The 11,993-nt window shown below is 68.6% G+C and carries 8 protein-coding genes and 6 pseudogenes; 9 read left to right on the forward strand and 5 right to left on the reverse strand.

Features of this window, described 5'->3' with window-relative positions; genetic code table 11:
* Positions 1 to 172: 172 nt before the first annotated feature.
* Positions 173 to 253 (forward strand): annotated as a pseudogene (locus tag AC0ZLC_RS33745) (IS5/IS1182 family transposase); the annotation flags it as partial.
* A 39-nt stretch (positions 254 to 292) separates the two neighbouring features.
* On the opposite strand, the gene AC0ZLC_RS33750 reads toward AC0ZLC_RS33745, so the two are convergent.
* Positions 293 to 1,273, reverse strand: coding sequence for a GNAT family N-acetyltransferase (locus AC0ZLC_RS33750; RefSeq protein WP_476755740.1), 981 nt, complete (start codon positions 1,271 to 1,273; stop codon positions 293 to 295).
* A 244-nt stretch (positions 1,274 to 1,517) separates the two neighbouring features.
* On the opposite strand from AC0ZLC_RS33750, the pseudogene AC0ZLC_RS33755 reads away from it, so the two are divergent.
* A pseudogene (locus AC0ZLC_RS33755) lies at positions 1,518 to 1,973 on the forward strand (transposase); the annotation flags it as partial.
* A 228-nt stretch (positions 1,974 to 2,201) separates the two neighbouring features.
* On the opposite strand, the gene AC0ZLC_RS33760 reads toward AC0ZLC_RS33755, so the two are convergent.
* From AC0ZLC_RS33760 to AC0ZLC_RS33770, 3 genes and pseudogenes are all read right to left on the reverse strand, one after another.
* The gene (locus AC0ZLC_RS33760) at positions 2,202 to 3,764 is read right to left on the reverse strand and encodes a carbohydrate-binding protein (RefSeq protein ID WP_476755741.1); all 1,563 of its coding nucleotides are present in this window, start codon (positions 3,762 to 3,764) and stop codon (positions 2,202 to 2,204) included.
* A gap of 230 nt (positions 3,765 to 3,994) precedes the next feature.
* A pseudogene (locus tag AC0ZLC_RS33765) lies at positions 3,995 to 4,111 on the reverse strand (methylated-DNA--[protein]-cysteine S-methyltransferase); the annotation flags it as partial.
* Positions 4,108 to 4,200 (reverse strand): annotated as a pseudogene (locus AC0ZLC_RS33770) (IS5/IS1182 family transposase); the annotation flags it as partial. The pseudogenes AC0ZLC_RS33765 and AC0ZLC_RS33770, both read right to left, overlap by 4 nt.
* Positions 4,201 to 4,213: 13 nt before the next feature.
* Here AC0ZLC_RS33770 and AC0ZLC_RS33775 point away from each other — a divergent pair.
* The 5 genes and pseudogenes from AC0ZLC_RS33775 to AC0ZLC_RS33795 all read left to right on the forward strand — a co-directional run.
* Positions 4,214 to 4,714 (forward strand): annotated as a pseudogene (locus AC0ZLC_RS33775) (D-Ala-D-Ala carboxypeptidase family metallohydrolase); the annotation flags it as partial.
* Positions 4,715 to 5,065: 351 nt separating this feature from the next.
* Entirely contained in the window at positions 5,066 to 6,064 is a 999-nt protein-coding gene (locus tag AC0ZLC_RS33780) for a YdcF family protein (protein ID WP_476755760.1), read from the forward strand.
* Between the two features lie 470 nt (positions 6,065 to 6,534).
* Entirely contained in the window at positions 6,535 to 6,714 is a 180-nt protein-coding gene (locus AC0ZLC_RS33785; RefSeq protein ID WP_476755742.1) for a hypothetical protein, read from the forward strand.
* Positions 6,715 to 7,123: 409 nt separating this feature from the next.
* Entirely contained in the window at positions 7,124 to 8,791 is a 1,668-nt protein-coding gene (tal, locus tag AC0ZLC_RS33790) for a transaldolase (protein ID WP_476755743.1), read from the forward strand.
* A gap of 37 nt (positions 8,792 to 8,828) precedes the next feature.
* Positions 8,829 to 9,128, forward strand: coding sequence for an STAS domain-containing protein (locus AC0ZLC_RS33795; RefSeq protein ID WP_476755744.1), 300 nt, complete (start codon positions 8,829 to 8,831; stop codon positions 9,126 to 9,128).
* Positions 9,129 to 9,390: 262 nt separating this feature from the next.
* Here the strand turns inward: AC0ZLC_RS33795 and AC0ZLC_RS33800 are convergent, their stop codons facing one another.
* Positions 9,391 to 9,696 carry a hypothetical protein gene (locus tag AC0ZLC_RS33800; protein ID WP_476755745.1) on the reverse strand — a complete coding sequence of 102 codons (306 nt, stop codon included), beginning with the start codon at positions 9,694 to 9,696 and terminating at the stop codon, positions 9,391 to 9,393.
* A 459-nt stretch (positions 9,697 to 10,155) separates the two neighbouring features.
* Between AC0ZLC_RS33800 and AC0ZLC_RS33805 the strand changes: the two are divergent.
* Together AC0ZLC_RS33805 and AC0ZLC_RS33810 are read left to right on the forward strand one after the other, a co-directional pair.
* A pseudogene (locus AC0ZLC_RS33805) lies at positions 10,156 to 10,671 on the forward strand (hypothetical protein); the annotation flags it as partial.
* Between the two features lie 11 nt (positions 10,672 to 10,682).
* Positions 10,683 to 11,273 (forward strand): hemerythrin domain-containing protein, encoded by a 591-nt coding sequence (locus AC0ZLC_RS33810; RefSeq protein WP_476755746.1) that lies wholly within the window; start codon positions 10,683 to 10,685, stop codon positions 11,271 to 11,273.
* Positions 11,274 to 11,993: the final 720 nt, after the last annotated feature.

The raw sequence follows: 11,993 nt of genomic DNA on the forward strand, positions 1-11,993 counted from the left end.
ACGGCGCCCGTCAGGCCCGTGATGCGACGGTTGCTGATGATCACTGCGCGAGCCCTGTTCCCCACCACCCGACCATGATCAACCATCACGGGCCCGACGTCTCACCGCTTGTCGTGCACGAGCTCGTAAGACTTGTCCCGTAACTGCTGGTCATGCATGAGGTGATCTTGATGTGGCTGGTGTGATCACGGCGTCGGAGCCGTCCTGGACAGCCCCGTTCACCGGGCTGAGTCCGCGTCAGTTCAGGAAGCTGAGGCGGTGTTGGTGGCGCCGTGGCTGCGGTGGCGGGGTCTCAGCGCCAGTCATCGATCACGTAGGCGTCGGGGTGGCTGTAGCCGGGTTCGTTGGGCCTGTGCATGGCCACGCCCTGCAACCAGGTGCGGAAACCGCGGTCGACCATTCGCCGGTAGGCATCCTCGCGGGCCAGGTTCATTCCGGCGTCCAGTTGCCCCAGGCCGCGCTCGGCGGCGAGCCGCTCGCATGCGGTGAGCAGTCGTTCGAACCGGTCGGCCGCCTCCGGGCCAGGGCGCACGGCGCCGAACTTGACGAAGCACACGTCCTCTCCGGCCTCCGACCCGGCTCCGCAGTGGCAGACGGCCAGGCCATCGAGCTCGGAGCCGGCCCCCTGGAGCAGGATGGTGTCACCGAGTCCCTGCGCGTGCGCGGCCACGATCTCGCGTTCCACGCTCAGGCCCTCGAACACGGCCCCGGTCAGTGTGCGACACAGGCTCACGGCGTCGAGCCGTTCGGCGGTGGGAAGCTCGCCGTACAGCACTCGGCCTGGGACCGCGGCACTGCCTGCGACCTGCTTCCTCATGATGGCTGTGAGGAATCGGGGCCAGAAACCGTAGCGGCGGTAGAGCTCAAGGTGCTTCGGACTGTGCGAGAAGGTGAACAGGCCCAGGTGTCGGTTGTCCCAGGTCTCGAAGCAGTCCATGACCGGCTTCATGAGGCGCCTGCCGATGCCCTGGTCCCACAGGTCCGGACGTACGGTCAGCGGGCCGAAATACCCGACGCTGCCCCAGTTGACGGCGAAGTTCGATGCAACGACTTCGCCTTCGACCGTCGCTGCGAAGGCCGCATGCGGATCGGCCGCCCAGCGAGTGCGGACGTAGTCGGCGGTCCCGAAGAACGTTCTCGGCTCGGGAGCCCCGAGGAACGTCCCGAAGGCGACCCTGAAGATCTCGTCGGCCCGGTCCAGGTCCGCCTCACCCAGCGGGCGGACCGACACAGGGCCCGTCCCATTCTTGCGCTCCCCTGCCGGTGAGATCATCGCTCTCTCCTTCCCGACCCCCCTGTTTCATCGCACCACGGGCGTGCGCCGCAGGCGAGGCGAAAGGTCCACCGATACCAGGGACCGAGGACCAGCCGGTCTGCCTTGCCTGTCCGCCGTGAACTCCAGCAGTCACCAGGCCGAATACCGACCGGTCCACCAACGGCTACTACGGGTACCGAGGCCCAGGAAGGCCACCCCCTGCCCTGGACGGGGAGTCAGTCGACGGGTGCTGTCCGTTTAGGTGTCTGTCCGATTAGTGATCACTGATGCGATGTGGGACCGGATCGAGCCGCTGATGCCGGCCGATCCGGTCCGCGGTCGGCGATGGGCCGATCACCGCCGAACCCTGGAAGCCATCGCGTGGAAGTACCGCACCTGCTCTCCCTGGCGGGCCTGCCGGACGAGCTCGGCTCGTTCCAGACCGCTCATAAACGCCTGATCAGGTGGGCCGTGGACGGCACCTGGGAACGCATCCTGGCCCTTCGCGTCACCGCAGGCCAAGCGGGCGACGCCCCAGCCTTCGAGACCGTCATGGCCAGTATCCCGTGTTCTGCGAAGCGGACCCGGCCGGCCCAGAACCCGACCCGATGCCGTCCTGGCTGACCGTGCGTATTCATCCCGCGCGATCCGCAATCACGGGCTCAGTAACTCCTCAACGGCCGTCGCACGGGTCGTCGCCCACAGGCATCGGCTTGGTGTCGGCCGCCATAGCGTGATCATGGATGTGGCGGACGGTGCCGTTCCACTACTGCTGGGCGTTTCTGCCCGATCTTCAAACCAGACGGACTTCGTGCATGAAAAACAAAACAAACGGGCGGCCGAGTCCGCAGCTCGATGGACACGAGGGTGTGCGTATGAGGCAAACACCTCAAACGCGGCGGCCACGAAAGTTACTTACTGGCACAAAGCTTCTTCAAATGCCCACCTAGCCGCCGAAGGTGACGACCAGGCGGCCGTCCGAGGCGTACGACCAGTGCAGGGCTCCGGCGTACGACGAGCAGCGGGAGCCGTTCGTGCCGGACCAGAACTGGTTGGTGCCGTCGGCGGTGCCGATGATCCGGTCGTTGGTGCCACTGCCGCTGCGGCAGGAGGTGTTGTTGGTGAACACCGAGGTGCCGGCGTCGAAGTTGAAGTTGCGCTGGGCGTTGTCGATGCTGAGGTTGTCCGACACCTTCATGGAGCCGGGGTTGCTGTTGTAGGTGAAGCCGTGCTTGCCGTTGTGGTAGGCGATGCTGCGCCGGACGACGTGGTCGACGCCGATGTCCTCGCCGCCGAGCTTGTAACCGTTTCGGTCACCGTTCCCGGCCTGGGAGCCGTCGCTGAGGGTGCCGTTGTCGTAGGCGAGCGAGTCCTCGATGGTGACCGGGCCGATCGGGCCGGTGTCCGTCTTGGTGTAGAGGTCCCAGCCGTCGTCGATGTTGTTGTGGGAGACGGCGTACCGGAAGACGTTCCCGGGACCGGTGGTGAGCTTGGCGGCGAAGCCGTCGGCGTCCTCGCCGTCGGAGTCGGCGTTGTCGTGCGATTCCGCGCTCAGGATGAGGTTGTTCGACGGCCACTGGCTGCTGGGGGTGCTGGACAGCATCCGTGAGAGCTGGAGGCCGGTGTCGCGGTTGAAGCGCGTCACCGTGCGCTCGAAGATGTTGTTGCTGCCGCCGACGAAGATCCCGTTGTCCCCGGCGCGCTCGACGACGATTCCCTTGACGTGCCAGTACGACCCGTTGACGGCGAGGCCGCGGTTGGCGGGGTCCTCGGCCTGGGCCGAGAAGTTCAGGACCGGGGTCTCACCGGGGTAGGCGAAGAGTTCGGTGCGGTCGGCGGCGGTGCCGTTGTTGCCCGCCGGGATGGTGACCGTCTGGGCGTGGTTGTACGTCCCGCCGCGCAGGTAGATGGTGCCGCCGGAGGTGATGCGGCTGATCGCGGAGGTGAGCGTGGTGGGCGCCGCCTGGGTGCCGGCCGCGCCGTCGGTGCCGTTCGGCGCCACGTAGAGAGCGGTCGCCGAAGGCGGCGGGGTGGTGGTGCCGCCCACTTCCGCGTCGAGATGGTCGATATTGGGCAGCCCGGCGGCGGCGGTGGGGCTGAGCCGGATGGTGTTGCCACCCGAACTGACCGGTACCGACAGCGTCTTCGTCGCCCAGGTGCCCCAGGCGCCCGTGCTCTCGAAGGACACGGAGGTGACCGAGGCGCCGTTCACCGTGAGGGTCGCGGGGCGGGCTGCGGTGCTCCCGTTGGCGAAGCGGATGCTCAGTGTCGCCGTCCCGGCGGTGGAAGCGCTCACGGTGAACTGGGCGTAGGCGCCCACCGCGTTGGTGGCGTTGCAGAATCCGCTGCCGGAGTAGCCGGCCCAGTCGGAGTCGATGGTGCCGGTGCAGACGGCCGGGGAACTCTCGGCCTCGTAGCGGGTGGACGCTGCCTGCGCCGTGTTGCCGGACAACGCGACGAGTGTGCCGGCCAGCAGGCCGACGCACGCGATGACGGGTCTCCGTTGCATCGTTCTCTCTCCAGGTGGTTGCGGCTCGTCCGACGGGGTTCGCTGACCCCTTTTCTCTGCGGCGGGCCCGGTGCGACCATACGGTTGGTTCGACGACGTGAACTTGGCAGACGACTGGGCGGCACGCGCAGATGACCAAGCGCTTGTGTTCTGGAAGGTAAGCGCTTGCCATGGCCGCGTCAACGGTCGTGCATGTGTTTGTTGTTCAGCGACATGAACGCTAAGGAGCTCTAGAGCAGGGCTGCCGCACTCCGTCCGCTCTCGAAGTCCAGCAGTCGCCGCTTGCGCTCCAGGTCCCCGCCGTAGCCGGTGAGACCGCCGTTCGCGCCGACGTCGCGATGGCCAGGGGGATCAGAGCTTGGCTGTCGTGCAGGTCGGCGCCCGAGATTCCGACGGAAATGGGCAGACCGGCCCGCTCGGTGGTCAAGTGGATCGCCGCCGATGATCGCTCCGCCGCCGTGCGCACGTTCCAGTCCGCGTACGGCCTCGCCGCCGACGGGGTCGCGGGGCCGGCGACCTTCAGCAAGCTCTACGCGCTGCAGGACGCGGACTGCACACCGATCCACTTCTCCTACGCCGAACTCAACCGCTGCAACTCCGACTGGTCGGGCGGTGCCGCCCCAGCGGCCACCGCCAAGGCGAACGCGCTGAAGACCATGTGGAAACTGGAGGCGATGCGTCACGCGCTCGGGGACGTCCCGCTCACCGTCTCCAGTGGCTTCCGCTCCTACGCCTGCAACAGCGCCGTCGGTGGCTCGTCCACCAGCTGCCACCTGTACGGCGACGCCGCCGATCTGACCGGTTCCCCCACCCTCTGCCGCCTCGCCCAGCAGGCCCGCACGCACGGCTTCTCGGAGATCCTCGGTCCGGGCTACCCCGATCACAACGACCACACCCATGTCGCACTCGACCCTTCCCCGTACTGGTCCGCCCCTACCTGCGGCATCTGAGCCGCGTCGTCGGTGCCGGCGGACGCAGTGCCCGTGAACGAGGCTTCTCGGGACACCCGCGCGCCGCGGGCGGCCACACAACCGCCCGCGGTGCCCTGCTGATCACCGGCGCTCACAAACCGCGCTGTCCACGTCCGGCCGGGCAGCACCACCACCGGCACGACATGCCGGTCCCGTCGAACGCACCACCGCCCGCCCGGATTCGGAGCACCACAGCGGGTCTGGGAGGATGGCCGGCGGCCGTCCGTAGCGGGTCCCCGTATTGCAAGGGTCCGGGAACCCGCGGGCGGCGCGAGAACGAGCGGGTACGGGCAGCGGCCCGGCGGGCAGGAGAGCGAAGCGGTGCGGCACATGCCGGAGTACCCGGAGTACCTCGCCGCGGTCGCGTTCGCCGCGGGTGGCGTCGTCAACGCTCTGCTGGCACCGCACCGGTTCTCCACCGCCGTCCTGTTCTGCCTGGCGGTGACCTCTGCCGGACTCGGCGTGGCCGCTCGCAGTGCGGCACCCCACCCGGCCATCGCCACCGTCCTCGCCGTCGCCGCCCTGCTCCTGGCGCTCGCGCTGGGCCTGCTGCTGCTGGCCGACGGCGTCCTCCTGTTCCGGCGCTACGGACCGCAGGCAGCCCTGCTGGCAACGGGGGGCGCCGGCTGCGCGGTGCTGTCGGTGCTCGGCCTCGACGCGGCCTTCCACGCGGTCGGCGGCGAGGCGTTCGGTGCCTTCGTGGTCGCGGTCAACGCGGCCGCGGGATACCTCACTCTGCTCTTCCTCGTTTTCGCCGGCTACGTGTTCCTCCGGGGCCGCAGCAACCCCCTGCCGGGAACCACCCATGTCGTCGTCCTGGGCGCCGGGCTCGACGGCGACCGGCCCGGCCCGCTGCTGACCCGCAGGCTGGAGCGCGCCCTCGCGATAGACGCCGCCCGCGCACCGGACACGCCTCGTGTGGTGTTCGTCGTCTCGGGCGGCCAAGGCGACGACGAGGTCCGCTCCGAGGCGGACGCGATGGCCGACTATCTGCGCGGACGCGGAGTGCCCGCCGACCGGATCGCGCGGGAGGACCGCTCCGTCAACACCGGGCAGAACCTCCGCTTCAGCGCGGCCCTCGTGGACGGCACCACTCCCGGCCACCGTGCCACGGTGGTCACCAGCGGCTTCCACGTCTACCGCACGACCCTGCTGGCCCGCCGCGTCGGCGTGCCCGTGCACGTCGTGGGCGCGCCGACCTCGCCCGCCTACTGGCTGGCCGCGACACTGCGCGAATTCGCCGCGGTCCTGTGGCTGGACCGCCTCCCTTTGATCGGACTCAGTCTGCTGCTGGCAGTGCCCGTGGCGACGGCGGTCTTCGCGCACTGAAGCGCCGGCCGCACACCTCGCAAGAGGTCCTCACAAAGGCGTAGGACGTGGGCGGTGGCAGCTGGCGAGGCCGAGGAATGCTTCGTGGATGTCGTTCACCGTCGATGGGCGGAGCCGGCCGGTACGTCGACCCGGCGATGATGTTTCCCCTCGACTCTCTACGCCGGTTCCGGCCGGCACCCGGGGTCCGCCCGGACGCGTCAGTGCGTCGGGGCGGACGGTGCCGTCAGGTGCTGAGGAGCAGGCACGGGGAATGTGGCAGCGGGCTATGAGCCAAACTCGACGTCGAGGGTTGTGGACTGGGGTCGGCGGCGGTCAATGCCATAGCAAGTTCGTCCGCTGGGCCTCCACTCGGCCCCGCGCTCTCGCAACAGCCCTGCGCCATCAGGAGTGGTGACGGTGCGGCCGCTCACCGGCCGCGTCGACTGTCGACGGAGACGAAGGCGGCCTTCAAGACCACCGAGTTCTTCGTGTATATCGCCGCGGTCGTCGCGGTGTTGATCGCCTCCATGGTCGTGGGAGACGACGAGGGCCACGCCGACTACTTCCGCGCCGACAAGGCGTGGTTCTACATCGTGATCCTCACCGTCGGCTACATGATCAGCCGAGGTCTGGCCAAGTCCGGCAGCCGCGACCCCTACGACGACTGAGCACCGCTGCGACAGCGTGTCAGGGACGCACCGCATCGGCGCCGCGGCCGCCACGACACTCTGCTCCGGCCGGTCGTGCCGGGAAACCGTGCCAATGGAAGCCCTGGAGGGCATCCGGTGCCGCGATTCGTCCCGTCTTCTTCCCGCCTGCGGATGCCCCTGGTGCGTCATGAAGCCGGTGGCGGACGCCGGGAGATGGGGGCGCCTTCGGATCGTCGCCGATCGGTGTCCGTGCTGGGCTGCGACTGGCCGGAATCCGGTCGTTGATGATTGAGGCGGGCGAAAGCGGAGAGTCGCAAGGCAGCGGGTGCCTGCCACGAGTCCGCTCGGTCGTTCGGGCACCGTCTCCGTCTTTTCAGTGCGTGTGGCCTTCTGGCCGGGCGGCGCCGCTCCATCCTGGAGGTTTCGCATGTCTGTTTCCGCTTCGTCCGATCCGCTTGCCGGGCTGTCCGCTGCGGGGGTGTCGGTCTGGCTGGACGACCTGTCCCGTGAGCTGCTGGCCGGCGGGGAACTGAAGGAGCTGATCACGGACAAGCACGTGGTGGGGGTCACCACGAACCCCACGATCTTCGCCTCGGCGCTGTCCAAGGGAGACCGCTACAGCGAACAGCTGCGCCGCCTGGGCGGTGAGGGGGCGGGCGTCGATGACGCGGTCTTCGTGCTGACCACCGACGATGTGCGGGAGGGCTGCCGGGCGTTCCGCGACGTCTACCGGCGCACCGGCGGGCGGGACGGGCGGGTGTCGATCGAGGTCGATCCGCGGCTGGCCCGTGATGCGCAGGCCACGATCGCCCAGGCGGTGAAGCTGTGGGAGACGGTGGCGGAGCCGAACCTGTTCGTGAAGATCCCGGCGACCCGCGAGGGACTGGCGGCGGTCACCGCCGCCATCGCCCGGGGTATCAGCGTCAACGTCACGCTGATCTTCTCCCTGGAGCGCTACCGGGATGTGATGGACGCCTACCAGACTGGTCTGGAGCAGGCCCTGGCCGCGGGACGCGATCTGTCGGACATTCACTCGGTCGCCTCGTTCTTCGTCTCCCGCGTTGACTCCGAGGTCGACCGCCGTCTCGAGGCCCTGGGCACCTCGCAGGCCCGGGCGCTCAAGGGCAGGGCTGCCATCGCCAATGCCCGGCTGGCATACCAGACGTACGAGCAGGTGGTGGCCGAGCCGCGCTGGCAGATCCTGGCCGCGGCGGGGGCGCGTGCCCAGCGCCCGCTGTGGGCGTCCACCGGGGTCAAGAACCCGGCGTACCGGGACACGATGTATGTCAGCGAGCTGGCCATCGCGGGCACGGTGAACACCATGCCGGGCACCACGCTGGCCGCGTTCGCCGACCACGGCACCCTTCCTGACCATGCGCCGACCGCCGAGGACTACGCCGCGGCCGCAGCCCACCTGGAGGCGCTGGAGCACGCCGGCGTCGACTTCGCGGACGTGACCGACACCCTGGAACGCGAGGGACTGGACAAGTTCGAGAGCAGCTGGTCGGAGCTCGGCATCGGCGCCTCGGTCGACCAGGAGATGCGCTCCGAAGCCGGGAAGGCGGCCGGGAGCGGATCCGCGGACGATGGTCCCGGCAGTGCCGGTCTGCTGTCGATCTATCTCAACGACCACTACTCCGGTGCGACCGGTGGCCTGGAACTCTTCCAGCGAGCCGCCCAGGCACAGCAGGGCGAAGAACGGAAAGCGTCCCTTGCCGATCTGGCCCGTCAGGTGGAGGCAGACCGCGCCGCGCTGGCACAGATCATGGCCGACCTGGAGGTGTCCGTCGACCACACCAAGGTCGCTCTGGGCTGGTTGGCGGAAAAGGCCGGCCGCCTCAAGACCAACGGTCATCTCTTCTCCCGCTCCCCGCTCAGCGACGTGCTGGAGGCCGAGGCGATGCTCCTGGGCGTTCAGGGCAAGGCGGCGTGCTGGCGCACTCTGCGTGCCCTGTCCGAGACCGACCGGCGCTTGGACACCGCGCACCTGGACACCCTGCTGGAACGTGCCGAGAGCCAGAGCGCGGCTCTGGAGGAGATGCGGATCGCGGCAGTCACCCGAACGCTCCGCCCCCAGCCCGGCCCCGCACAGTGAGCCGGGTCGTGGCCGCTTCCGGGCAACGGGCCCGGCAGTGTCTCCACCGCGGTCTCACCGATCGCCCTCCGCGGCCGTAGGGGACGCCTATGACGCTGGGGGGTGTGCACTAGCGGTTGGCGGTGAGATCGACTTCAATACCGTCTGCCGTCTCCGCGAGGCCTTCGCCGACTGCAACGGCGCTTCGGGCCATCGGACGGTGGCGGACTTCAGTGGTGTGACCTTCATGGATTCCAGCGGAGTCAACGTGCTGGTGGGCATGAACCGTGCCGCGGCGGTGGGCGGGGGCTGGATCCGGCTGGTCGGCGGGCCCACAGATGTCCACGAGGTCTTGTAATTGTCGGCCTGGACGACGTCCTGCTTCTCTTCCCACACTCGACGTCGCTCTGACGGCCTGAACCGAGGACCGCAGACACCGGCAGGCACCGCGGGCAGCGGACAGGGTGAGGGCCCGGAGCCTGGAGTGGCTTCGGGCCCTCACTTCGCGTACCGGCCGGTACCGGTGCCCTGCATCATCTGCCCGGACCGACGCGGTGCGTGGAGCTCTGCCGGTCTGTCGCCCTGGCTCCGCCCGGGTAAGCGAAGGAGGGGGGAGGGGCTCAGCGGGATTCGTCGTAGGGGTCGCGGCTGCCGGACTTGGCCAGGCCTCGGCTGATCATGTAGCCGACGGTGAGGATGACGATGTAGAACCACGCCTTGTCGGCTCGGAAGTAGTCGGCGTGGCCTTCCTCGTTCCCCACGACCATGGAGGCGATCAGTACGGCGACGACCGAGGCGAGGTAGACGAAGAACTCGGTCGTCTTGAAGGCGGCCTTCGTCTCTGTCGACAGTCGGCGTGACTGGTGAGCGGGCGTGCCGTCAGTCGTGTGGTGCCCCGCGTTGCCGACCGGGTTAACAGTGCTCATGAGAAGGCGACTTTCTCGTCGTGCGACGCACCTGATGCGCTTCGCGGAATCGGACGGCGTCAAGATCGACGCTGCCGCTACCGAGTGCCCATCCCCGGTGGAGTAAACAGGATTTCAAGGCATGTGCAAGACAAACTTTGCTGGAGACGGCGAGGATGGTGCCGCAGCCGAGGGCGGTCGTCGACCTGTACGGGTGCTGGTCTACTCCGCCTCTGAGTGCAACGGCCTGCGGGGCAAGCGGGGGCCGCGGCCGCTCTGCGGACCGCCGCAGGCGGACACCGTCGGGTCCGGATTTTGGCGATGTTCGATGGGACACCAGCGGGATGCACCGGCTCTCCGCCTTCGCCGGGGACGTCGTTCCTTTCGCCGCCGCCGACGCCCCCGAAACCGGATCAACTCGAGCGCCTTGCCGTCACCGAGCGGCAGATCAGTGCGAGTTGCCCACCGCGCCGGTCAAGAGTGGGGCTCATCGAGGAGGAGCACGTCACCCACTACGAGTCGCTGGTCGACCCGGGTGAGACGTGGTGGGAGCAGCTCGTGAACCACGAGTACAACGAGTGCTACCTCTACTACTCCTTCATGGAGCAGGAGAGCGACCCCAGGGTGAGGGCCATTTGGGAGCTGCACCTGAACATGGAGCTGGAGCACCTGCATCTGGCCTGCGACCTGATGCGCCGCCACGACGGGCGCGATCCGCAGGAGGTGCTGGCACCCGAGCTGCCGAACGTGCTCACCTTCGAGCCGAACAAGCAGTACCTGCGCGAACTGCTGGAAACCCAGATGGACCTGACGACGCTCGGCGCCGGCTACGTGCGTGAGGCGCACGAGCGGTTCGAGAAGATGCAGGAGCAGATCCACGGTGGTGAGGAGCCGCCCAGCGAGCGGGTCATGGCCGAACACGACGCAATGTTCGGCCGCGAGTACCGCGTGCAGTCCGAGGGCGAACACCCCGACCCCGCGATGCGCGAGAAGTGAGGCAACCGCACATGTCCGATCTGCACACCCCGCAGGCTGGTGACGACCAGGCCGACGACATCGACGTTGTCGCCTTGCTGATGCGTCAGCACGGCGACATCCGCAACCTCTTCGACGAGGTCGAAGGGAGCAAGGGCGAGGACCGCCGCGACGCCTTCCACCGTCTGGTGCGGCTGCTCGCCGTCCACGAGACCGCCGAGGAAGAGGTCGTCCACCCCTTCGCCCGGAGGGCCCTCGCGGGCGGCGAGCAGGTCGTCCAGGACCGCCTCGCTGAGGAACGGGCGGCCAAGGAAACCCTCGCCGCCCTGGACGACATGGACACCGATGACCCGGAGTTCCTGCCCCGGCTGCGAGCGCTGCGGGCCGACGTGCAGCAGCATGCCCGGGCCGAGGAGCGCTACGAGTTCACGCACATCCGCCGCAGCACCGACGTCACCAACCTCGCCGCCATGGCCAAGGCGGTGAAGGCCGCCGAGGCGATGGCTCCCACCCGTCCGCATCCAGGCGTGGAGTCCGGCGCTGACAACATGGCGCTCGGACCGGTCGCCGCCCTCATGGACCGCACAAAGGACGCAGTCCGCAAGGCCATGGGCAACGGCTGAGCAGAAGGCGCAGGCCCCAGACACGGAGCAACACGCACTGTGTCGCAGGCGAGTCTGTTGGACCACCACGTCCGGACACCACGACTTCCGGCGTCCGGCTTTCGACTACCAGCATGGTGGAACAGCAGGCAGCTGGCGTCCTCCAGCAGTGGGTCTGACCGTCGTCCCTGCAGGAGCAGGGGCGACGGGTGGTCCGCTTCGGTGCAGGTCAGGTCAGCTCCCACCGGCTAAGCCGTTCGGCGTCGGGCCAGCACCAAGGCCGCCCTGCGGGCACACCCGACGGCTGGCGCCGGTTCGGCCGGTAGGCCTGGTCTGCGGCACCCCCTCGCCACCCTTTCCCGCATGATCACCGCTGTGCTGTCCATCCCAGGCCCCGTACGGTCGAGTGCGGACGATTGGCGGACCCTTGAGGCAACACGATGGAGTCCTTCCGCCGCGTAGCCGACCGTTCCTACCGGGCTGAGTCCTGGTCCGTGCGCTGGCCGGGAAGGCTGGTCCGTCAGCGCCCACATGGTCGGGCCGTCACCGGAGGTGGCGGTGGATGGATGGCCCGGACGATCCGCAGGCGGCAAGGCTCAGCGCCGTCGCTCCAGCGAGCGCCGAGGCGATCGCGTGTCGTCTCGTCGTCGCCCTGGGCCGGTTTCTCGAATCACCGAGTCCGAGAAACCCGTCATGCTCTGCCTCTTATCTCTTCGGCATGCGATGTCGTGCGATCAGGCG

The organism is Streptomyces sp. GLSS-08 (assembly GCF_056387915.1).

Excerpts from the sequence above, each read along its gene's own strand:
- AC0ZLC_RS33780 (WP_476755760.1), top strand. The coding sequence starts at position 5,066 with ATGCCGGAGTACCCGGAGTACCTCGCCGCGGTCGCGTTCGCCGCGGGT.
- tal (WP_476755743.1), top strand. The coding sequence starts at position 7,124 with ATGTCTGTTTCCGCTTCGTCCGATCCGCTTGCCGGGCTGTCCGCTGCG.
- AC0ZLC_RS33810 (WP_476755746.1), top strand. The coding sequence starts at position 10,683 with ATGTCCGATCTGCACACCCCGCAGGCTGGTGACGACCAGGCCGACGAC.
- AC0ZLC_RS33750 (WP_476755740.1), bottom strand. The coding sequence starts at position 1,273 with ATGATCTCACCGGCAGGGGAGCGCAAGAATGGGACGGGCCCTGTGTCG.
- AC0ZLC_RS33760 (WP_476755741.1), bottom strand. The coding sequence starts at position 3,764 with ATGCAACGGAGACCCGTCATCGCGTGCGTCGGCCTGCTGGCCGGCACA.
- AC0ZLC_RS33800 (WP_476755745.1), bottom strand. The coding sequence starts at position 9,696 with ATGAGCACTGTTAACCCGGTCGGCAACGCGGGGCACCACACGACTGAC.